At 41.5% G+C, this 22,108-nt stretch carries 27 protein-coding genes; 10 read left to right on the forward strand and 17 right to left on the reverse strand.

The genetic code is table 11. The annotated features are described in order from the left end of the window. Positions 1–195 precede the first annotated feature (195 nt). Positions 196–1,116, forward strand: a complete 921-nt coding sequence (locus IOC57_RS17190; protein WP_207439838.1) for an EamA family transporter — start codon at positions 196–198, stop codon at positions 1,114–1,116. 87 nt (positions 1,117–1,203) lie between these two features. Here IOC57_RS17190 and IOC57_RS17195 read toward each other — a convergent pair whose 3' ends face one another. The 5 genes from IOC57_RS17195 to fabL all read right to left on the reverse strand — a co-directional run bounded on the left by IOC57_RS17195 (position 1,204) and on the right by fabL (position 5,473). After that, positions 1,204–2,952, reverse strand: a complete 1,749-nt coding sequence (locus tag IOC57_RS17195) for an ABC transporter ATP-binding protein (protein ID WP_309487723.1) — start codon at positions 2,950–2,952, stop codon at positions 1,204–1,206. A 240-nt stretch (positions 2,953–3,192) separates the two neighbouring features. After that, positions 3,193–3,723, reverse strand: a complete 531-nt coding sequence (ntdP, locus tag IOC57_RS17200; RefSeq protein WP_048685440.1) for a nucleoside tri-diphosphate phosphatase — start codon at positions 3,721–3,723, stop codon at positions 3,193–3,195. A gap of 232 nt (positions 3,724–3,955) precedes the next feature. After that, complete coding sequence (locus IOC57_RS17205; RefSeq protein WP_207439839.1) at positions 3,956–4,210, reverse strand: YgaB family protein; 255 nt, start codon at positions 4,208–4,210, stop codon at positions 3,956–3,958. Between the two features lie 160 nt (positions 4,211–4,370). Then, positions 4,371–4,643, reverse strand: coding sequence for a gamma-type small acid-soluble spore protein (locus tag IOC57_RS17210; RefSeq protein WP_207439840.1), 273 nt, complete (start codon positions 4,641–4,643; stop codon positions 4,371–4,373). An 80-nt stretch (positions 4,644–4,723) separates the two neighbouring features. Then, positions 4,724–5,473: an enoyl-[acyl-carrier-protein] reductase FabL gene (fabL, locus tag IOC57_RS17215; RefSeq protein WP_207439841.1), complete on the reverse strand. Its 750-nt coding sequence runs from the start codon at positions 5,471–5,473 to the stop codon at positions 4,724–4,726. A gap of 68 nt (positions 5,474–5,541) precedes the next feature. On the opposite strand from fabL, the gene IOC57_RS17220 reads away from it, so the two are divergent. Continuing rightward, the gene (locus IOC57_RS17220; protein ID WP_061461732.1) at positions 5,542–5,766 is read left to right on the forward strand and encodes a hypothetical protein; all 225 of its coding nucleotides are present in this window, start codon (positions 5,542–5,544) and stop codon (positions 5,764–5,766) included. 397 nt (positions 5,767–6,163) lie between these two features. On the opposite strand, the gene mutY is transcribed toward IOC57_RS17220, so the two are convergent. Continuing rightward, positions 6,164–7,282: an A/G-specific adenine glycosylase gene (gene mutY / locus IOC57_RS17225; protein WP_207439842.1), complete on the reverse strand. Its 1,119-nt coding sequence runs from the start codon at positions 7,280–7,282 to the stop codon at positions 6,164–6,166. Between the two features lie 207 nt (positions 7,283–7,489). Here mutY and IOC57_RS17230 point away from each other — a divergent pair, with 207 nt between their 5' ends. Next, positions 7,490–8,467 (forward strand): metal-dependent hydrolase, encoded by a 978-nt coding sequence (locus IOC57_RS17230; protein WP_207439843.1) that lies wholly within the window; start codon positions 7,490–7,492, stop codon positions 8,465–8,467. A gap of 55 nt (positions 8,468–8,522) precedes the next feature. Here IOC57_RS17230 and IOC57_RS17235 read toward each other — a convergent pair whose 3' ends face one another. After that, positions 8,523–8,789 (reverse strand): YfhJ family protein, encoded by a 267-nt coding sequence (locus IOC57_RS17235; protein WP_101225953.1) that lies wholly within the window; start codon positions 8,787–8,789, stop codon positions 8,523–8,525. 111 nt (positions 8,790–8,900) lie between these two features. On the opposite strand from IOC57_RS17235, the gene IOC57_RS17240 reads away from it, so the two are divergent. Further along, a complete protein-coding gene (locus IOC57_RS17240) occupies positions 8,901–9,059 on the forward strand; it encodes a small, acid-soluble spore protein K (protein WP_207439870.1) in 159 nt (52 codons plus the stop codon). 41 nt (positions 9,060–9,100) lie between these two features. On the opposite strand, the gene IOC57_RS17245 is transcribed toward IOC57_RS17240, so the two are convergent. Then, on the reverse strand, positions 9,101–9,412 hold the full coding sequence (locus IOC57_RS17245; protein WP_207439844.1) for a YfhH family protein: 312 nt from the start codon (positions 9,410–9,412) through the stop codon (positions 9,101–9,103). Positions 9,413–9,487: 75 nt separating this feature from the next. Continuing rightward, positions 9,488–10,285, reverse strand: coding sequence for a recombination regulator RecX (gene recX / locus IOC57_RS17250; protein WP_207439845.1), 798 nt, complete (start codon positions 10,283–10,285; stop codon positions 9,488–9,490). A 125-nt stretch (positions 10,286–10,410) separates the two neighbouring features. Between recX and IOC57_RS17255 the strand changes: the two genes are divergently transcribed. From IOC57_RS17255 to IOC57_RS17265, 3 genes are all read left to right on the forward strand, one after another. Beyond that, entirely contained in the window at positions 10,411–11,331 is a 921-nt protein-coding gene (locus IOC57_RS17255; RefSeq protein ID WP_207439871.1) for a TIGR01777 family oxidoreductase, read from the forward strand. A 53-nt stretch (positions 11,332–11,384) separates the two neighbouring features. Continuing rightward, positions 11,385–11,507 (forward strand): YfhE family protein, encoded by a 123-nt coding sequence (locus tag IOC57_RS17260; RefSeq protein WP_207439846.1) that lies wholly within the window; start codon positions 11,385–11,387, stop codon positions 11,505–11,507. 104 nt (positions 11,508–11,611) lie between these two features. After that, positions 11,612–11,797, forward strand: a complete 186-nt coding sequence (locus IOC57_RS17265) for a YfhD family protein (RefSeq protein WP_101225951.1) — start codon at positions 11,612–11,614, stop codon at positions 11,795–11,797. A gap of 401 nt (positions 11,798–12,198) precedes the next feature. Here the strand turns inward: IOC57_RS17265 and IOC57_RS17270 are convergent, their stop codons facing one another. The 5 genes from IOC57_RS17270 to IOC57_RS17290 form a co-directional block, all read right to left on the reverse strand. Next, the gene (locus IOC57_RS17270) at positions 12,199–13,779 is read right to left on the reverse strand and encodes a fatty acid--CoA ligase (protein ID WP_207439847.1); all 1,581 of its coding nucleotides are present in this window, start codon (positions 13,777–13,779) and stop codon (positions 12,199–12,201) included. 132 nt (positions 13,780–13,911) lie between these two features. Beyond that, on the reverse strand, positions 13,912–15,063 hold the full coding sequence (locus tag IOC57_RS17275) for a thiolase family protein (RefSeq protein WP_207439848.1): 1,152 nt from the start codon (positions 15,061–15,063) through the stop codon (positions 13,912–13,914). 27 nt (positions 15,064–15,090) lie between these two features. Then, entirely contained in the window at positions 15,091–16,236 is a 1,146-nt protein-coding gene (locus tag IOC57_RS17280) for an acyl-CoA dehydrogenase family protein (RefSeq protein ID WP_207439849.1), read from the reverse strand. 80 nt (positions 16,237–16,316) lie between these two features. After that, a complete protein-coding gene (locus tag IOC57_RS17285; protein WP_207439850.1) occupies positions 16,317–17,084 on the reverse strand; it encodes a 3-hydroxyacyl-CoA dehydrogenase in 768 nt (255 codons plus the stop codon). Positions 17,085–17,157: 73 nt separating this feature from the next. After that, positions 17,158–17,553: a MerR family transcriptional regulator gene (locus IOC57_RS17290; protein ID WP_207439851.1), complete on the reverse strand. Its 396-nt coding sequence runs from the start codon at positions 17,551–17,553 to the stop codon at positions 17,158–17,160. Positions 17,554–17,716: 163 nt separating this feature from the next. Here IOC57_RS17290 and IOC57_RS17295 point away from each other — a divergent pair, with 163 nt between their 5' ends. The 3 genes from IOC57_RS17295 to IOC57_RS17305 all read left to right on the forward strand — a co-directional run bounded on the left by IOC57_RS17295 (position 17,717) and on the right by IOC57_RS17305 (position 19,723). Next, positions 17,717–18,142 carry a universal stress protein gene (locus IOC57_RS17295; protein WP_207439852.1) on the forward strand — a complete coding sequence of 142 codons (426 nt, stop codon included), beginning with the start codon at positions 17,717–17,719 and terminating at the stop codon, positions 18,140–18,142. A gap of 165 nt (positions 18,143–18,307) precedes the next feature. Further along, positions 18,308–19,189, forward strand: coding sequence for a cidABC operon transcriptional activator CidR (gene cidR / locus IOC57_RS17300; protein ID WP_207439853.1), 882 nt, complete (start codon positions 18,308–18,310; stop codon positions 19,187–19,189). A gap of 162 nt (positions 19,190–19,351) precedes the next feature. Continuing rightward, positions 19,352–19,723: a hypothetical protein gene (locus IOC57_RS17305; protein WP_207439854.1), complete on the forward strand. Its 372-nt coding sequence runs from the start codon at positions 19,352–19,354 to the stop codon at positions 19,721–19,723. Between the two features lie 62 nt (positions 19,724–19,785). Here the strand turns inward: IOC57_RS17305 and IOC57_RS17310 are convergent, their stop codons facing one another. The 3 genes from IOC57_RS17310 to IOC57_RS17320 form a co-directional block, all read right to left on the reverse strand. Further along, positions 19,786–20,508: an amino acid ABC transporter ATP-binding protein gene (locus IOC57_RS17310; RefSeq protein WP_207439855.1), complete on the reverse strand. Its 723-nt coding sequence runs from the start codon at positions 20,506–20,508 to the stop codon at positions 19,786–19,788. Then, positions 20,505–21,161: an amino acid ABC transporter permease gene (locus IOC57_RS17315; RefSeq protein WP_207439856.1), complete on the reverse strand. Its 657-nt coding sequence runs from the start codon at positions 21,159–21,161 to the stop codon at positions 20,505–20,507. The genes IOC57_RS17310 and IOC57_RS17315 overlap by 4 nt, the downstream gene beginning before the upstream one ends. Before the next feature lie 77 nt (positions 21,162–21,238). Next, positions 21,239–22,060 carry a basic amino acid ABC transporter substrate-binding protein gene (locus IOC57_RS17320; protein WP_207439857.1) on the reverse strand — a complete coding sequence of 274 codons (822 nt, stop codon included), beginning with the start codon at positions 22,058–22,060 and terminating at the stop codon, positions 21,239–21,241. Between the last annotated feature and the right edge of the window lie 48 nt (positions 22,061–22,108).

Below are 22,108 nucleotides of genomic sequence, written 5' to 3' on the forward strand. Positions count from 1 at the left end.
GATCGACTGCATGCTTAACCTATTTTTTCTGGTTGACAAATATTCACAAAGACTTTAAGCTTAAGGTAATGCAACACAAACATTTTTTAAACTCAGCTTTTGTTGAGAGACGGAATTTTAAAAGGATTTCCTTTTTTCGTTCGTCACTTGCCTTTTTGGCAGGTGGCGATTTTTATTTTTACAGGGGTGAAAAACATGCAACTTTTGAAGTATTCCATAATGGTCTTAATCGGTTCGATCTCATATGGCACATTATCAACCATGATCAAGTTTGGATTCATGGATGGCCATTCTTCTGGAGAACTGGTCGGCAGTCAATACCTCGTCGGTTGGCTGATTGTCTCCGTGTTATTTCTTTTTTCTTTTAAATATAAAGTTTCATGGAAGAGTGCCGGATTACTTTTAATCACGGGCATGATGTCCACTTTCGTCGGAAAGGCATATGCCGTTTCCGTATCAGAACTTCCCGCTTCGATTGCCGTTGTCTTTTTATTTCAATTTACCTGGATAGGCGTCCTTATTGAAAGTTTCATAACTAAAAGACGCCCGGATAAAAATAAACTCATTGCGATTTTTGTTCTCTTCATCGGTACATTATTGGCAGGGGCGATCTTTGGTCAGCCTCTATCCGGCCTAAGCCTAAAAGGCGTATTGTTCGGACTATTGTCTGCTTTGCTTTTTGCACTGTATATGTACTGCAACTCTCAATTCGCTGTTGGTGAATCTTCAATGAAACGGTTGTTTTTCATTGCAACGGGTGCCATGCTGACTGCTGTTTTCACGACTAACCCCGTCACACTAATGACGAATCTAGTCCAAACCAACCTATGGTACTATGGTTTGCTGCTGGGCACTTTGGGTGTTTTGGTTCCTTTCTTTTTCTTTGCTGTCAGTTTACCGAAAGTGGGAGTCGGGCTTGGAACCATTCTTTGTGCAGCCGAGCTGCCTTCTGCAATGGTCGTTTCCGTCATCTTCTTGAATGAACAGGTTACGTCACTGCAATGGTTCGGAATGTGCTTGATCATCGTCGGCATTGCCTTGCCTGAGGGAATTAAGCATCTGCCGCAATTCCTTCCTGACAGGAAAAAAACGCTGCATGAAAAAAGGATTTCATAACGTGTACGCACGAGTTCGTATAAGAATAAGAAAGACCATTCCAGTTAGCGGAATGGTCTTCTTTTGTATATGGTTTTTTCCTTATGCTTAAGCATCCAATTGTTGTACTTGAAATAGGCTGTAATAATGTCCTTGCTTTTTCATAAGTTCTTCGTGTGTTCCCATTTCCGTAATTTCCCCATTATCGATATGAACGATCCGATCGGCATGGGTGATGGTTGATAATCGATGGGCCACGATGATGGTGGTCCGGTTTTTCGCCAAAATATCCAGTGCCTCCTGGATATAGTGTTCGCTTTCCAAATCCAACGCGGATGTGGCTTCGTCGAGAACAAGGATTGGCGGGTTTTTCAAAAATACTCTCGCAATGGCCACCCGTTGCTTTTGGCCTCCGGATAATTTAACTCCCCGCTCCCCGACTTTCGTTTCATATCCTTCTTTTAGACCCATGATGAAGTCATGGGCATTCGCCGCCTTTGCCGCTTCAACTACTTCTTCCTCACTTGCTTCAGGCCGTCCCATAAGGATGTTGGCCTTAACCGATTCACTAAATAAGATATTATCCTGCAGAACCATTCCTATTTTATCTCTTAGGCTGCGGACTTGATATTTATGGATATCCGTCCCATCCAATAATACCCTTCCCTCCGTTACATCATAGAAACGGGAAATCAAACTGACGATCGAGGATTTCCCGCCGCCGCTCATCCCAACAAGTGCAATGGTTTCCCCTGGTTTAACATCCAAATTTATATGTTTCAAAACGGGTGCCTCTTTCTCGTCATAAGTAAACGATACATCCTGAAAGGTTATTCGTCCATCCACATGTTTCAGCTCTTCCGCCCCTGGCTCGTCATCGATATCATACTTCTCATCCACAAACTCAAAAACCCTGTCCATGGACGCCAATGTCTGGGTCATTGTCGTCGAAGAGTTAACTAAACGTCTGAGAGGATTATATAGCCGGTCTATGAAACCGACGAAAGCAACCATGGTACCCAGTGACAATTGTTCATGAATGACCTGATAACCGGCAAAGCCTATCACGAGCAGGGGGGCAATATCCGTGATCGTATTCACGACAGCAAATGACTTAGCATTCCAGCTCGTATGCTTTAGGGCCTTATCTAGGAAATTCTTGTTCTGCTCCGCAAACAATTCCTGTTCCCTGTCTTCTATCGCAAAGCTTTTGATGACCGACATCCCTGAAACCCGTTCATGAAGGTGACTCTGTACATCCGCTAACGCTTGGGACCGAATCCTTGTATAGGCTCTCAGCTTACCAAAGAAATGCTTAATCGAAAATACATAAAATGGAAGCATGATAATGGATACAATGGTTAACTTCACGTCCATCGTAAACATGATGACTATCACTATAATGATCGTTGCAATATCGAGCCAAAGGTTCATCAGACCCGTGATAACAAAGTTCTTCGTTTGTTCCACATCCGTGATCATCCTTGAAATGACCTCGCCCACTCTTGTATTGGAATAATATTTAAAACTCAGTTTCTGTATATGAGTAAATAAATCATTACGAATATCATATAATATTTTCGTTCCGGTCCATTGAGCAAAATATTGACGGTAATACTCAATCGGCGGTCTAACTGCAACGAAAATGAATATCATGATGGCCATTGCCCATAAAAGACGTTCGGACTTCACGGCTTTGGACAGGTCACCATTTCCAATGATGTCATCCACTATGTACTTACTGAGCAATGGAAGCAAAAGCGGAATCGCGAACTTTAGCAATCCAATCAGTACCGTCCCGATTATCTGCCATTTATATGGTTTGACGAATTTCAAATATCTCTTAATGCTCCCCACGGAATCCCTCCTTTTCTGAATCATTAAACCCAAATGAAAAAAATTCCCTAACAGTCCATTTGTAATCGTGCACTATTCAATTATATTTTCCTTTTCGATGATTAACTATCAAAAGGATTTCATTCACTAACATTCATATAATTTATAGGAGGCAAGGATACAGTTATTCATCGTTCCTGCTTTCTCGAAAGATTGAATCACAATGAAAAGGCCTGCCAATTAAGCAGCAGGCCCTTTCTATCATCGATAGGTTAAAAATCGTTCATACCAACTATCAATAAACTCTGCGGAGAATGGTCCTTTTCGCTGGCGTATCATATAAATCAAATAGTCTACGTTCTGTTTCAATATTGAATCGATGGCATCCGGGTAATTCATTTCTTTCCGATGTCTTTCATATTCATCCTCATCCAGCAAATTAAACGTCATATCTGGGAATACTTTAATGTCCAGGTCATAGTCAATGTATTTCAATGCTCCCGAATCGTATGTAAACGGAGAACTGATATTGCAATAATAATAAACCCCGTCCTCTCTCAACATACCAATAACATTAAACCAATACTTTGAATGAAAATAGCAAATCGCCGGCTCTCTCGTAATCCAGGTCCTTCCATCTGATTCCGTTACCATAGTACGGTCATTCGCTGCTATCACCAGATTTTGGGTCCCTTTTAAAACGGTTGTCTCTTCCCAGATACGATGGATATGTCCATTATGTTTATAGCTATGGATTTGGATTTTTCCTCCTTCGGCAGGAACAATCCCCATTTATCTCTCCCTACTTTCTATAGACACCCTGACAGCGTACTGTGCCCTATTCCGTTTGCAGTTGTTGTGTTATTTAAAATATATACTTTTTTCCATTTACCCTATATTCCTATATTATAGCGATTTATTCATAAATTTAAAACAAAAGTGGCTAATCTCCCAGTGAAAATGTTTAAATAAGTCGAAAAAGTCTGACCATCCACCCATTTTAACTTAGAAATTAGCCGGTTATTTATCGTATGGCAGCCTGTCCTTGCTGAAAATAACGGATTACTTCTTCCGTTTGCTTCTCGAACATATCATGGATACTTTTCAATTCCTGCTTTTTGAGTTGGATCTCTTCCTGAATGGTGACTGCTTCAATCTCCTCTTCCAGTGCAAGGAGTTGCTTCTCTATATCTTGGCATCTTTCGATTTCGGATTGTAAAAGTAAAAGCTTATCCATCGTTTTCAACTGGTTGTTTATAAGCCGGTTAAATTCCTCCATGAATGCACCTTCCTAATCTGTATATTTTCTATAGTATGTATATTCTATTTTTATCCGTTTTTTCCTTTGACATAAAATGTAAACACGACGAAACATTTGTCGAATCCAGTGGAAGGCATAAAAAAAGCACCCTTCAAAAGAAGGATGCTTTTATCTGCAATTAGCCTTGGCTTTTATTGCTTTGAGATTTTTGGTTTTGTTGTTTTACTTCTTGAACGTTAGTTTCAGAAGCAAACTCTGTACCGTATTGGCCTTGTGCTTGACCTTGACCTTTTTTTTGCTGAGATTGCGCATTTTGTTGTCTCACTTCTTGAACGTTAGTTTCAGAAGCGAACTCTGTACCGTATTGGCCTTGCCCCTGCTGGGATTGCGCGTTTTGCTGTCTCACTTGTTGAGCGTTTGTACCTGCTTGTGATTTTTTGTTATTAGCCATTGATATCACCTCCACGATAATAAGATAACCATTATCCAGGAGTGTTATCCAACCAATAACATTTAAATTTTTCCATTTTTTTAAACAAGCAATGAAATACCCCCATCAACTATTAAGGTTTGTCCACGAATCATACTGGCTCCATCGGAAATTAAAAACAGGATGGTATTCACCATATCCTCCACCTCGACCATCCGTCCAGCCGGAGTCTGTTCTGCCGCCTCAGCAAGCATTTCATCCCGATTCGGGAAAGACTTCAGGGCATCTGTATCGATTACACCGCCTGAAACGGCATTGACACAAATATTTTTTGCAGCCAATTCAACCGCTAAATATCTTGTCAGTGCTTCAAGCGCGGCTTTGGACACTCCAACAGCTGTATAATTTTTTAAATAGCGTATGGATCCTAGTGAGCTGATGCTGACGATTTTCCCACCGCCGTTCCTCTCCATTAATTTCGCCGCTTCCTGTGCGCAGAAAAGGAGTGCCTTTGTATTGATATCCATGGTCCAGTTCCAATGGGATTCCTCCAGCTCCATCAATGGACGCTGCACTCCTGAGGCCGCATTATTGATGAAGATATCCAAACGTCCATAATAAGCATCAATTTCCTCGAACATGCTTTTCACTTTCGCAACGTCACCGACATTCGCCTTAACTACAAGGGCTTTTCGCCCCAGCGCTTCAATTTGGGCTGCCACTTCTAATGCTTTCGACTTGCTCCGGGCATAATTAATAACGAGGTCGTAACCTTCCTCTGCAAGCCTTATTGCCGTGCTTCTACCTAAACCTTTACTGCTACCTGTAACGAGTGCCACTTTTTGTTCCATTCGTTTATTCATCCTTTCTGAGTAAACACCGCGTAATAAAAATCAATTTTATAAGGAGTGTTACTGTTATGTATGTTGGACGTGATATGACAGAGTTGTCGATGATGAAAAAATCGGATTGGGAAAATAGTGAACTAGCCTATTTTCATCACTCCCTTCAACAAATGGTACCTTATTTAAACCAAGAAGGACAGAGTATCCATAGCGAAATCGTCAAAGAAATTGAAAATAGAGGCGGACTTAATAGGCAGGAAGCCGATTATACTCATGGAACGAAAACCATTTACGATTGATTTTATACAGATATGGCTTTAAAAATCAACAAAAGGAAGAGGATATCTTAGCGGATATCCTCTTCCTTTTGCATATTCCAAATATTCCTAGTTCCTTTTTAAAATCACGATTTTATTATAATAAGTTATTGAATACAAATCAGGGCTGTCCCCAAAAATGCATACGAAAATAAAGATGGTGAATTTGCCTAACCCCATACCTTTTCACCAATTTGGAAATATAAGGGGGCTAAGAGCTTGGAAATGAGGATAGTCATTCAGTATTCATGGCTTCAATCATCATACATGCTTTTTATTTTAGGAGTGCGATAATGGTCGGATCCATAAAAACAAGCTGGTATAAACCGAATCGGACATAGTATGTGCGCGGAAGGGCAATTCAGAACAAAAAAAACCTTTATTCAATACGTTTTTTTTCTTTATAAGCCTTCTTCATTTTTTGGTGTGAAACCGGAAATGCCAACTCCTCCATCTCTGCTTCACTCACCCACTTAAGTTTCTGTTCTCTTAGTATCTCTTCACTGATAGCTTCTTTGACGACTCCAATATATGTGTCCACTTTCCAAACGAGATGTGAGAAAACATGTTCAATTCTCACAAGTGATTCAGTGATTTCTGGTTTGACGCCATACATTTCATGAAACCGACTCTCGAAGAATTCCCTCTTATGCAAAAGGGATGAATGGTTTTCGAAGTTCAGATATTCCCAAAGATTTGCAAGCAATCCTTCTGATGCTCGCTTGTGAATTAAGAACTCACCTTTTTCATTCGTTAAAATTGCTGCTACAATTGGTACATCCCGCGTTTTTTTCTTTTGGATTTTTACCGGCAATTCCGACTGAACCCCAGCTTCAAATGCTAGACAATGACTTTGAACGGGACATAATAGGCAGGAAGGCTTACCTGGTGTGCAGATCAATGCTCCAAGTTCCATCAAGGCTTGATTGAAGGCAGAGGTATGTTTATGATCGATCAGCTTTCTGACTGCAGCTTCGAATGTTTTTCTTGTCTTTGGCTTTGCTATATCTTCATATATCATCAATATCCTTGATAAAACACGCATGACGTTTCCATCAACGGCTGGCTCGGGCTTGCCGTATGCGATACTAAGAATCGCACCAGCTGTATAAGGGCCAACACCTTTCAATTTGGAAATTTCCTCCGGATCATCCGGTATAATACCATTATAGGATGTCTTCACTTCCTGAACGGCACTATGCAGATTCCTTACACGTGAATAATATCCCAGCCCTTCCCATGCTTTTAGGATTTTCTCTTCATCGGCATTGGCAAAATCCTCGAGTGTTGGGAACCATTCCAAAAACCGGTTAAAATAAGGAATCACCGTGTCCACTCTTGTTTGCTGCAGCATGATTTCAGAAACCCAAACACGGTACGGGTCCTTATTTTCCCTCCATGGCAATTCTCTTTGTTCTTCAAGAAACCAGGAAACCAAATCTTTTTGAAATTCATCGATTTTTATTTTGTCTATTGTCGGGATCGTTATTTCTTTCACATCAGTTCCTCCAAAGATGTTACACTCTTATCAAAAATGGGAATACCTATAGTAGGTCATTCTATTTTTAATATCATGCTCATATCCATTTATTTGTAACGGGGCACAGAAAAAAAGTAAAATTATATTCATTTGATGGTTAATATATAAATACGGTATGATGAGAGAAGACCATTTTTTTCAAATTGTGGCAGGGAGGTTAGATTTTTGGATACAGGTACTCACTTTGTCATGGGAATTGCTCTTGGAGGTCTTGCCACATTAGATCCTGTCATTGCGCAGAGCCCAGTCACTGCAAGTGCAGTCATAGCAGGTACGATATTGGGATCACAAGCTCCAGACATTGATACCGTTTTAAAATTAAGGAATAACGCTGTATATATACGAAACCACCGTGGAATCACGCATTCCATTCCCGCTGTTTTACTTTGGCCCTTAATAATCAGCGGAGCGCTTTTCGCCATCATACCTGAAGCAAATTACCTTCATCTTTGGCTTTGGACCTTTTTAGCCGTTTTCCTTCATGTATTCGTGGATATATTCAATGCTTATGGGACTCAGGCTCTGAGGCCGATTTCATCAAAATGGGTAGCTTTAGGGGTCATCAATACATTCGACCCGTTCATTTTTGGGATACATGTTGCCGGCCTGATATTATGGGGCTTTGGATTTCCACCAGGCTATTTATTTCTTTCCATTTACGGAATACTCATCATCTATTACATTTCCAGATTCAGGGAGCAAACTTTCGTAAAAAGAGTGGTCAAACAGCAAATTCCTGGAGCAAGGAAAATTCTTTTATCACCGACCATGCGTTTTCATCGCTGGAAAATTGCGGTGATTACCGAAAAGAATTATTATGTGGCGCGAGCCGATAATGGGTATGTGACGATTCTAGATACGTTCGATCGAGTGCCATTGCCTGAAAGTGAAATTCTCGAAGCCGCCAAGAAGGATATCAACTTGGCAGCCTTTCTATCCTTTTCTCCCGTTTATAGATTTGAAATCGAACAGATAAAAGAATATTATGAAGTCCGTTTTATCGATTTAAGATACCGCAGCAATGGATATTACCCCTTTGTGGCAGTTGTCCATTTAGACAGCCAATTGAATATCTTGAATTCTTATACCGGTTGGATCTTTAGCGAAGCCAAGCTGCAGAAGAAATTGAATATTATTTTGTAGTCGCTGCATATTGAAAAAGAGCTGATTCCAGAGAAGCCCTCTGGAATCAGCTTTTTTAATGCACTCGATTCTGCTGATTTAATAACTGTTGATATTTAGGGTTCTTTGCAATGAATTCGTGGAATTGCTCACCGTAGTTATCAATCCAGGTCCTTACAACGCGTGATGTCATTTCTTCTCCGGCATACTCATGCCCAGCCTTTGCATAGGTTGCTTCGAAATCTTCCCATAATAATTCCACCCAAGTCAAAGCTTGCTCATATGTGATGTGTTCATTTTTCTCAAGCAGTATCTTGGTTAATCTTTCATGGTAATCATTCATTAGAACCACCTCATTGCCAATATTTTTACAGAATGAACTATACTGTCCCATACCCATACTAGTGGTAAGCGGAAACGCTTCTTTCTTTAATCTGATGCTTGGAGGAGAAAAATTTTGCGAAATAAACAAAAAGGATTCCCCAACCAAAACAATAATAAATTCCAAGGCGAGCCTCGTGCAAAGGCAAGGTATGCGTCAAAGCGTGCAGATGGCAGTATTAATACACACCCTCAAGAAAGAATGAAAGCATCGAACGAGCGATCGAATTAAAAGGTTCATCAAAAGGAATCGGGTACTTCCCCGGTTCCTTTTTATTTCAACATTGAAATCGGGAGTGCTTCTTCCTTACCGCTTCCACCTAAGCGGTAACCCCAAGCGAATACGCCGTTCATATAATCAATTTTGAAATAGACACCGGGATCACCGTCAATTTGATATATTTCACCTTTTTTGAAATCATCCGGATTTAACAAATAGGCCTTGGCCATCGTCACTTTTCGTTCCAATACTGAAAATTCATTAACCATTCCCAATTGCTCTGCTTTTCTCGCTTTTTCAGTTAATGCTGCAATTTCCTGTTGTAGTTCATACGCGGACAACTTGCTGTATCTTATGTCACTCATATATATGACTCCTTAAAAGAAATATTAATTTACTTCTATATTAAACAAAATTTTGTGATTTGGCTATCGATGCACCTAATCCCCATCAGGATTGGAAAGATAACGCTCGATCAATTCTATTGGAAAACCTTTTCGGTATAATGCCTGCTTCATTTTTTGTTCATATTCGAAGCCTTCATGGTTTTTATATCGGCGTTGCATTTTTTCGGCATGGTGGCAAAGAGAATCCCATTGCTCATCTTCGTCCTTTTCAACCGTCACATCTTCAAGCGCTTCATGGATGACATCTATAGGGAAACCTTTCCGTAACAAGGTTTGTTCAACTTTCAGCCTTAAAGCTCGTTCGGAAATGTTTTTTTCCTTTTTGACCGCTTTTCCAGCAAGTTTCTTTGCATGTTCAATTTGAACATCAAAAGGGTATTCCTTCAATGCCTCCACAACCATTTTTCCTTGCACACCTTTTTCCTTAAGCTCAAGCTTAAGGGTAGTCGGCCCCTTATTGCCCCCGTTCACATGGGTCCTTACGTAAGCCTTGGCAAATTCAAGGTCGTCTAAATAGTTAAAACTGTATAGTTTATGTATCGCTTCCTTAATGATTGGCTCTTCCGTTTCCTTCTTTTTTAGATAAAGGCGAATTTCCGATTCGGAGCGCATCCGGTATGATAAATAATTAAGTGCATCAGTAAATGCTTTTTGGATTTCATCATGGAATTGTATTTCTGCCAAAAGAAGGTCATCAAGTTCCGTTCCCTTTTTTAAATGAAATTTCAATAGCACTTCTTCGTCTACACTGAAGGCATATTTTTCGTCAACGAAAATGTTATAACGATCTTTACGTTTCTTTTGGGTTGTTATTTTTGTTATGTTTGGCATAAATCCACCCCCACCCCTACTTTACCCCTTTACGTTTACCATTTCTATAAATAGCATGTCTAAAAATGAAAAAAGAACAAGGGCATGTTAAAGTGAAGGAAAGAAAGGGAAAGGAAGTGGTTTTCGTGAAAATTGCCATTGCTGGTGGAAGCGGTTTTGTCGGCACAGCCCTTATTGATGAATTATCAAAAGAAAATCATGATATATATATTTTGACCCGTCATCCCGAAAAATTTAAAAAACAGACTAATTTGACATATATCGGCTGGTTAACCAAGGAGGCGAAACCAGAAAAGCACTTGGCCGGGCTCGATGTCTTCATTAACCTCGCTGGTGAATCTCTGAACAGCGGGCGTTGGACACCTGAACGAAAACGCCGGATTGTCGAAAGCAGGGTCGAAGCTTCGAAAGAGATGAACCGGATCATTTCCATTCTGCCCGCTAAAGTGCCCGTCATCATCAATGCAAGTGCAATCGGATATTATGGTATATCGGACGTTGAAACCTTTACCGAAACCTCTGAATCCATTGGTGATGATTTCTTGGCCCGTACCGTTCAACTATGGGAAAAGGAAGCGGCTAAATCACGCTCTTACAGTAAAAGGTTGGTCCTAACAAGATTCGGGGTGATTCTGGGAGAAAAAGACGGCGCACTGCCGATGATGGCCCTCCCTTATAAACTTCTCGGCGGAGGAAAGATGGGCAAAGGGAATCAGTGGCTTTCCTGGATTCATATCCATGACGTGGTCCGTGCAATCATCTTTTGCATGAACAATCAACGAATAGAAGGTCCAGTCAATTTTACGGCACCGAACCCCGTTCAAATGGATACATTCGGGAAAACGATAGGGGCTGTCCTCCACCGGCCCCATTGGTTATCCGTACCTCCCTTCTTCTTCAAGAAACTCCTGGGGGAAATGAGCATACTGGTGCTTGAAGGACAAAATGTCCTTCCCACTAAACTTAAAGAGGAAGGATTTCCCTTCTCCTTTCCAACCCTTAAAGAAGCCTTACAAAACATCTTAAAAGAGGATTCTCACGTATGAAGAGATCATTTTAGGGAAAAATAGGTATATTAAGTGAAATGGAGATGATTTAATTGTCCAAAAAACACGAAAAAGAGAAAAGTAACTTAACTAGTACGCAAGCGATTCTTTATGCGCGGGAATTTAAAAATGCAGATCGAGCCGCTGGATTTACCGAGAAGAAATCCCGTCGTTAAGTTTGGAGTTTTTTCCCGTACATTTTGAACAGCCACTCAACACAAAATAAGCTGGAGATGAATTTATCATCTCCAGCTTATTTTTTATTTTAGGGGGCGCTAACATGGGACGCAATAACATACACCATAATCGAGATAAGAACAAACAGAAACTTCCTCAGGTTCCTAAAAACCTGAAAAGTGACGGACTTGACGTTGAATATTCTTCCGAACTGGCTGACCAGGAAGACATCGAGGCACAAGCCCGGGCAAATGCGGCTGACCGCCGTGCTCATAATCGCCGCTTATAAGCAGAAGAAACAAAAGCAAGGGGGCTGTAAATCAGCCCCTTATAATTTCTTTATTTATACAACTTATCCACAGCCCTGTGTATATTGTGGATATATTCAGAAAATACTGACAAGGAAAAGGTGCAGTTATTCTCCTTATTAACATGAAAATAATGTTATTTCTGGATAACCCTGTGGATTATGTGGATAAAGGGTGTACTTTACTAATCACGCTATATTCTTACTGTGGATAACTATTCTCTCTCCTTGATTTGCAGGATTATTATTTATATATTGATTCATCTATATCTTTTACGTTCTTTTTTCATTTCTTCCATCCACGTATTATCGCATGCCAAGGAATTATAAACGACTTTTCCAAACCTATTTTGTTAGTAGTTTTATCACTATTTATCCCGGCATTAAAGAAGGTTCCCAATACTATTGCCATCCATATTTCCTTCCAATTGTTTACGAAGCAAGAATTTTTGTATCTTCCCACTTGCGTTTCGAGGAAGCTCATTACAGAAGATATATCTTCTTGGACGTTTATAGTTCGCCAGTGTATTACTGTTCTTACACCAGATTTCTAAATCGATTTCCGTTAGTGAAGGATCTTTGGGTACGATGAAGGCCGTCACCATTTCCCCCCATTGATCATCTGGCTGACCAAGTACTGCGCAGTCGAGAACTCCTTGATGCTCATATAGTGTATCTTCCACTTCACGTGGATAAATATTTTCCCCTCCAGAAATAATCATGTCATCCACCCGGTCCTTGACCCACAAATATCCATCTTCATCTAGGAAACCGATGTCACCGGAATGATACCACCCTTTGTAAAGCGCCTTTTCGGTCTCTCTATCTTTTTGAAAGTAACCCTGCATGATACACGGACCCTTCACTAGGATTTCCCCCGTTTTTCCAGGTTCCAGCATATCCTCGGGATCCGATGGCCCTTCGTCATTCGGACGGGCAATGATGATTTCATGATTGGAACATGCTTTGCCAGCAGAACCTGCTTTCCTAATTTGATCTTCCTCCAATAAAAGGCTGATGGCGGGACCCATTTCAGTCATACCATAAGCTTGGATGAACTGGATGCCAAGTTTCTCCTGACAGGCACGTACAAGTGATGGAGCCATCGGGGCTGCTCCATAAAGCCCTAGCTTCAAACTCTGGAATTTATACTCATCCAAGTTTTCTTGGATGAGCATGTTCCACATCGTAGGTGCGGCAAAAAACTTGGTGATTCCCTCGGATTCAATCAGTTCCATAACCTTTTGGGGATTAAATTGATGTAATATGACATTTGTGGCACCGACCTGAACGCGAGGTAAAAAGGAACAGTGCAATTCAGCACAATGGAACATCGGCGCAGTAATCAAACCGATATCAGAGCGTTCGTATTTCATGGCCCCTATTAAAATCTCGGCTTGTTTGACCATGTCTTTATGAAGGTGAATGACTCCTTTGGGACGCCCGGTTGTCCCGCTTGTATACATGATGGCATAGATATCATCTTCGTAAACGTCCACTTCTTCTGGCTTTGATGAGATACTGGCCATTTTTTGACGGTAACCTTTGGCATACCCAGGCACATCATCATCAATATACCAGAAGGACGTTTCCAGAAATCGCCTTTCAACTGCGGCAACGTTCGTTTCCAATTCGTGTTCGAATAAAACGACCTTTGGAGCAGCGTCGTGCAAGATGAAGGCCAACTCTTCCGGCATTAAACGGAAGTTGATGGGATTAAAGATTGCACCAATCTTTGCACAGGCAAAGAATGCTGTTGCAATCTCTTCATTGTTATAAAGGTACGTAGAGACCCTGTCACCTTTTCGCACCCCTTCCGCCTGAAGGGCTGCCGCCAACCTATTCACCTGTTCATTCCATTGAATGTACGTATAGCGGATATTTCTTCTCACGTCATAGATAGCTTCTTTAATGGGGAATTTCTGAACCGTCTGATCAAAGATATTTTTAATCGTTACTGACATATCATTTTCCTCCTCAAGTAACCACCATCAACAGGAAAAGTTCAGGCAAAGCCTGCCGATGGTCGGCTTCATCCCTTTTTCAGCTTTTACTCTCGTGTGAATTACGAATGTTCATAAATGGATAGTCCAGCTTCAGTCCAATCTTTCAATAATGGTAGCATTCGCCATGCCGTGGCCTTCACACATTGTTTGCAGCCCATAACGGCCGCCCGTCCTTTCTAACTCATGAATCATCGAAACCATCAATCTGGCCCCGCTGCCACCAAGAGGATGGCCCAAGGCAATCGCCCCGCCATTTGGATTCAGCTTTTTGGGATCTGCCCCCATTTCTTTTAGCCAGGCAATCGGTACAGGAGCAAAAGCCTCATTCACTTCAAAGATATCGATATCATCAATTGTAAGACCTGCTTTTTCCAAGGCTTTTTGGGTGGCTGGAATTGGTCCCGTAAGCATCAGGGTGGGATCTGACCCGACAACAACCCGTGTATGCACTTTAAAGCGTGGTTTCAATCCAAGTTCTTCGGCTTTCCTGCGTTCCATCAATAATAAAGCGGCAGCACCGTCACTGATCTGACTTGAGTTTCCAGCATGGATTAAACCGCCTTGTTGAAAAACCGGTGTTAATCCAGCAAGTACCTCAAGCGTAGTTCCACCCCTTGGGCCTTGATCTTCCGTAACTTCGATTTGATTTCCTTCTTTATCAGTACCCGTTACTGATATCATTTCACGGTTAAAATGCCCCTCTTTTTGAGCACGTATTGCCTTCGCATGACTCTCAACGGAAAACTGATCACAATCTTCACGCGTTATCCCCCACTTATCGGCGATCCTCTCAGCTGATAAACCTTGGTTGATCACCTCATGCAAGTCCATATACTTTTGGCTTGTTACAGCTCCTTGATAATTAGACCCCATGGGGACTCGTGACATGTTTTCCACTCCACCGGCCACCACTACATCCATATCCCCCGACAAGATGGCCTGGGAAGCGAAATGGACTGCCTGCTGACTTGATCCGCATTGGCGGTCAATCGTCGTTCCCGGCACTTCAATCGGAAATCCGGCAATCAGTGCAGCAATCCTTGCTATATCACCTGCCTGTTCCCCCGACTGTGAAACGCACCCTAAAATGACATCATCGACAATAGCCGGATCGATACCCGCCTTTTCAATCAGCTTCTTCAATACTTCCCCTGCCAGATCATCAGGACGAATGTCTTTCAGGACACCGTTCCTTCTGCCTACCGGCGTGCGAATCCCTTCAACGATAACCACTTCCCGCATATACCTTCTCCCCTTCTCATCCTGTTATTATAGGCCCAGATTCTTAGCGATGATTTTCTTCATGATTTCATTTGTCCCCGCATAGATGCTTGCTACCGGAACATCCCGATACCTTCTGGCAATCTTGTATTCCTCCATATATCCATAGCCGCCATGGAGCTGCATGCATTCAATCGATATTTTCCTGGCTGTCTCCGTCAAACGCCATTTTGCCATCGAAACTTCCGTTACAACCTGTTCACCAGCCATATGTTTGGCGATCAGTTGATCTAGGAAGGCACGCCCCATTTTGATTTCCGTTGCCATTTCCGCGATTTTGAATTGAGTATTTTGGAACTGACTTACGGAATTTCCGAACGCTTCCCTGCCCTTCACGTACTCAATCGTATCTGCCAGCATATCCTCAGATGCGGTTTGGGCACAAATTGCCACCACAAGGCGTTCCTGCTGCAGTTTTTCCATTAAGAAAGTAAACCCCTTGCCTTCTTCACCAAGCAGGTTTTCCTTTGGAACACGGCAATCCTCGAAGATGAGTTCTGCTGTATCCTGGCTGTGCAAGCCAAGTTTCTTCAGTTTTCGTCCCCTGGAAAATCCCGGTGTACCCCTTTCGACCACGACTAAGCTAACACCTTTATGTTTCGGAACGGCACTTGGATCCGTTTTACAGGCAACGATGACCAAATCCGAATGAATGCCATTTGTGATGAATGTCTTTTGGCCATTTAATATGTAATGATCCCCATCCAAAATGGCAGTCGTTTTAATATTGGCCAAATCCGAACCTGTGCCAGGCTCTGTCATGGCAATGGCTGTAATGATTTCCCCCGTCGTGCATTTAGGAAGCCAGCGCTTTTTCTGCAATTCATTTCCGTATGCGGAAATATACGGAACGGTGATGTCACTGTGAAGTCCGAAACCAATGAAACCAGAACCAACTCTTTCCAGCTCCTCATTAATTATGACCGCAAAGCCCCAATCCACCCCGGAACCCCCATAATCTTCTTCAAGGTCCGGACATAAAAAACCCTGTTCCCCCATTTTCACCCAAAATGACCTTGGAATGATTCTCTCTTCTTCCCATCGTTCATAGTGGGGAACTGCTTCTTTCTCTAAAAACTTTCGAAATGACTTACGGAAAATTTCATGATCTTCACTTAGGTATGGATGCTCCACCTGTTTTATCTCCTCTCCATTTCATTGTCGGAGGCTCTTTTTCTAGATTTACTATGGATTGCTCTGAAAGAATTAACCACTTACCTGGGCGACATTCTAATGGCCCCATCCAGTCTGATGGTTTCCCCATTCAACATCGGATTCGTTATGATGCTTTCCGTTAGTTTAGCGTACTCTTCGGGATACCCGAGCCTTGGTGGGAATGGCACGGTTTTACCTAATGACGTCCTCGCTTCTTCAGGTAATGAATCGAACATCGGAGTATGGAATAGCCCGGGTGCAATCGATATGACACGAATCCCTTTGGTGGCAAGCTCCCTAGCGATCGGCAGTGTCATACCAACAATCCCTGCCTTAGAGGCACTATATGCTGCTTGTCCGATTTGTCCTTCAAAGGCCGCTACCGAAGCTGTATTGATAATGACCCCGCGCTCCCCCTCTTGGTTCGGTTCATTTTCGGCCATTTTTTTCGCTGCAAGCCTGATTACGTTAAACGTACCGATCAAATTGATTTGCACGACGTTTGAGAACGCTTTCAAATCATGTGTACCTTTTCTGCCTATGACCTTCTCGGCAATAGCAATGCCTGCACAGTTAATGACCGTATTGATGCTCCCGAATTTTTTTACTCCTTCATCCAATGCTACCGCTACGCTTTCTTCACTAGTTACATCCGTTTTAATAAACAGGACTGAATCTCCCAATTCCTGAGCCATTTTAGCGCCATTTTCTTCCGAGAGGTCAAATATGACCGCTTTTCCACCTTTTTTAATGATGTTTCTTACTGTTGCTGCTCCCAGACCTGAAGCCCCGCCTGTCACTACTGCAATGGTTTCTTGTATTTCCAAATCCTCACCCCATCTGTTTCTAGAATATATATTCATCTTTCACTATCATCAAAACCTCTTTTAAAGATTATTTTCACCACTTGCCTATTTTATCGTTCACTTTCAAGTCATGAAGGGTCTCGGTAAAGCCCTTGATCACCTGTTCAAAATCCTGTTTCAACCCATCCAGCTCTTTAATGCGTTCATTTATTTCCGTTAACTTCTGTTCTGCAGTTTCAATCGTTTTTTCCAATTGCTTTATGCCTGTCCTATCCTTATCGAATAAAAGGACTATATCCTTTATTTCAACTAGCGAAAAACCATACTTCTTACCGCGCATTATGATTTTGAGCTGTGCATATTCTTTCTTTCCATAAACTCTTTTTCCCGTTTCGGTACGCTTTGGCCTAAGCATACCCAGTTCCTCATAATATCGGAGGGTCCTTGTCGTCAATCCGAATTCTTTTGCTAACTCAGAAATGGTGTACATATGAAAACCACACTTTGCAAAGGGATTAATTACCTTTATTTTAACATTGACGTTAACGTAAACTTCAATAAATATTCACAAAATTTATAATATATGAAACTGCATGGAAGATTTAAATTGGTATACTAGGGGTATATTCTTTAAAGAAGGGACTGATTGATCAATGCTATGTTCAAAAATATTAGTTGCTTATGATGAATCTGAATTGGCACTTAAATCTTTAGAAAAAGCGATTGAATTAGCAAAGCTGGATCCCGCTATCGAAATCCAGGTGCTTCACGCCGTAACGCTGCCAATCAAACCAAATCTATATGGCAATGCCTTTCAGGAAATTGAAGAATCCATGCTCAAGTATGGCAAGGAAGTGATTAAAAAAGCGGAAGCGCTTTTATCAGAAATCCCGAATGCATCCCAAGCATTTGTCGTAGAGGGTTCAGCCATCACGACTTTATTGGAACATGCAAAATCCCAGAATTGTGACCTTATCATCATGGGCAGCCGCGGATTGAGTGGTTTCAAGGAATTCCTAGGCAGCGTGAGCCACTATATCGTTCAACATTCCCCAGTGCCCGTCTTATTGGTCAAATAAAATTCACGGCAGGTATTCTTGCCACCTTTCATAAGCTGGGTTCCCCTTTGGAATCCAGCTTATTTATGCGTGCATGGAACTCCATCAAAACATATCATGTTTTACAAACATGTCCGTTTACGGGTAAAATGAAACTAATTTTAAACGAGGATAACAGGTGACGCAATGGATATTAAACATTTGCAATACTTTTTAGAGGTAACCAATTTCAATAGCTTCACTCGGGCTGCCGACCATTTATTCATTACCCAACCGACCATCAGTAAGATGATTAAAAACCTGGAAACCGAGCTAGGTGTTGAGCTTTTTGATCGTTCACGTAAGCAACTGATCCTGACCGATGCAGGCAGGGTTGTCCTAGAGCAGGCAAAATTGATTGATAAGGCCTTTCACAATTTAGAAACGGAAATGGACAATTTATTAGGTTTAAAAAAAGGGCATATACGCATCGGGCTGCCGCCGATAATCGATGCTTCTTTCTTCCCCCGAATTCTTAGCCGTTTTCACGAGGACTATCCTAATATTACCTTTCAATTAGTAGAGGATGGTTCAAAGAAAATAGAAGAATCCGTCCAAAATGACTTAATTGATATAGGCGTAATAGTCCTGCCAACCAACACCGCACTTTTTCATCATTTTGCTTTTTTGGAAGAAGACATCAACTTGATTGTTCATCCCTCCCATCCGCATGCTTCTGGGGAGGAGATCGATTTGGCCGACCTGGAAAACGAATCTTTCATCTTATTCAATAAAGATTACGTCCTTCGAGATCTCATCATTTCGTCCTGTAATGAAGCTGGTTTTTCTCCACATATCGTCACGGAAAGCTCACGATGGGATTTTATTGAGGAAATGGTTTACTGTAAACTTGGTGTTGCTCTATTACCGGAAAGTTTATGCCGTCATGATGAGCGCGTAAAGACAATCAAGGTTAAAAATCCCTCCATTAGTTGGAATTTGGGATTTATTTGGAGTAAGAACCATTACCTTTCATACGCTGCAAAAGAATGGCTGAAATATACGAGGGAGGCATTGTTTCATAAATAGTGAATGATTCGGCATGATTGATGTAAGCATTATCATAGATTTGGGCTATGCACTTGATAACATCTAACCATTTTACAATGCGTTACGGCGGGGGTAGACTAGTATGAGTAAAAAGCATGGTAAATGCTGATGGGATCCATATATTCTTAAAAGGAGATATTCATGATCACTTTATCTAGTGTCGATGAGTTACAGTCAACAGAATCAGCTCTGGAGAAAATTAAATATTCATACCCCGAACTATTTAATAAACTGGTCCATATCGTTGCCTTAACACGGGCTCTTCAATTTAAATATCAATTTATGGGCACCTTAATCATGGATGAAAGCCATAACGAATACACCCCTGAATTCGTTATGCCCTCCGTTATCGGATTATATATAGAGGAAGTTCAAAAGTTAAAGGATGATCCGAATATCCAGGTATTACTTCAGACCTTCTCCCAAAATAAAAATATTGGATATGCCAAAATCAGTATGCTTGTGCTCGGTAAAAGCCCTGAATCGCTTTTAGGCGCTTCATACATAAAATGAAGCCCCCTGATATTCCCCCCAAAAAAACCTCCCTTAATGGAAGGTTTTTTCTTTACGTGTAATTAAAGTACTTTACTCAGAAAAGCTTTAGTTCTTTCCTGCTGGGGATTAGCAAAAATCTCACTAGGAATATTTTCTTCAATAATATAACCTTCGTCCATGAAAATCACGCGATCTCCAACTTCTTTTGCGAATCCCATCTCATGGGTCACAACTACCATGGTCATGCCTTCCTTAGCCAGTTGCTTCATGACCTCAAGGACTTCACCGACCATTTCTGGATCTAGAGCGGAAGTCGGCTCGTCGAATAGCATGATTTTGGGTTCCATCGCTAACGCCCTGGCAATTGCTACGCGTTGCTTTTGTCCCCCCGATAACGAATCTGGATATGCGTTCGCTTTCTCGCTAAGTCCCACTTTCTTAAGCAGTTCCATCCCTCTTTGGGAAGCCTGTTCTTTGGATATCTTGCGGACCTTTATAGGCGCAAGCATTATATTCTCAAGAACAGTCTTATGTGGAAATAAGTTAAAATGCTGGAATACCATGCCAACTTCCGTCCGGACCTTATTGATATCGACCTTCTTGTCTGTCGTATCAAGCCCTTCAATAAAAATATGGCCTCCCGTTATCGTTTCAAGTTGATTGATACACCTGAGGAAAGTCGATTTACCCGACCCAGAAGGACCAATTACCACGACTACTTCCCGAGGGGAAACGATTGCATTGATATTTTTCAATACATCATTTTCGCCAAATGACTTCTTTAGATTCTCCACCTTGATCATTCTGTTTTCAACCTTCTTTCGAGTCTATTTAATACGAAACTTAAAATGAGGGTCAGGAATAGATAGATGAAGGCACATGCCAGGTATGGCTCCCACACTTTAAAGTACTGACTCCCCATCGCTTTCCCCCAATACATCAATTCTGGGGCAGCAATGACACAAAGCAGGGATGAATCCTTCAATAATACGATGAATTCATTGCCTAACGGAGGGATCATTCGTTTGAAAGCTTGAGGCAATACAACATGTATCATTGTTTGGATATGGGTCATTCCCAATGAACGCGCCCCTTCCATTTGCCCCTTATCGATGGATTGAATGCCCGCCCTGAAAATTTCGGCAATATATGCGGCTGCATTTAAAGATAAAGCAATGACGCCGGCAGCTACTGCATTCGTTTCCCCGGTAAAAAAGGGCACAATTCCAAAATGGATTAAAAAGATTTGAACTAAAAGCGGTGTTCCGCGAAAAACCGTGACATAACAGTAAAATGGAAAGGCAAGCACTTTGTTTCTCATGATTTTCCCTAAACCGATCAATAACCCCAAAAAGGTTCCGATGAGGATGGAGGAAGCCGACAGCCCTATAGTAAGCAATGCTCCTTTTAATAAGAAAGGAGCATATTCAAAAATAATATCCCAGCGAAAACTCATTTTATTCCCCTCCTAGACCAAAAAAACTGCGTAACTTCACACGTAAAGTTACGCAATCTTTTACTATCTGTTCGTTTTTATTGTTGTGCTTTCAACGTTTCGATATCTGGATCAGTACCAAACCACTCTTTATAAATTTCTGTATATTTCCCATTTTCATAAATGGCATTCACGGCTTTATCGAACTCCGATTTCAATTCACTGCCTTTTGGGAACATAAGACCATAAAACTCCTCATTGAAACTTTGGCTATCTTCAACGACTTTCAGTTTTTGATCGGGGTTATTTTTCACATATTCTTCAACAACCGTATTATCAGCTACGACAGCCGATGCTCCGCCTTTTAGTAATTCCTGAATGGCCAGGTTATTATTTTCGAATTTTTTGATATCCTTGTGATTCTTTCCAAGGAGTTTCTCTACCGCTTCCTGTCCAGTAGTACCAGTTTGAACGGCAATGACGTTTCCTTTCAACTCATCTCCTGATTTTATATCACTATCCTCAGGAACGAGAATCTTGTTTGTGGATAAGAAATACGGAACCGAGAAGTCATAAGATTGTTTTCTTTCGTCATTCACTGTAATCGCAGATATGGCGACATCCGCTCTCTTACCTTCGATTTCAACAAAAATCGGATCCCAACCAACACTTTCCAATTTAACTTCATAACCCGCTTCCTTTGCAACGGCATTGATGAAATCAACATCGAATCCTACAATCTTATCTCCTTCAAGATATTCAAATGGAGCATAGTTGGCGTCCGTCACGATCCTGAGCGTTTTCCCATTGGACTCTTCTTCTTTACCAGTTGTCGAGACTTCCTTATCCTTCCCGCATCCTGTCACGACCAGTAACAAAGTAGCAACCATGGCAAACGCTAAAAAAGAAACCTTTTTCAAAATAATCCCCTCTTCTCTCTCGTAAACTCTCATTTCCAAAAAACAGAT

This window comes from Bacillus sp. SD075, from assembly GCF_017355165.1.
Lineage (GTDB): Bacteria > Bacillota > Bacilli > Bacillales > DSM-1321 > Peribacillus.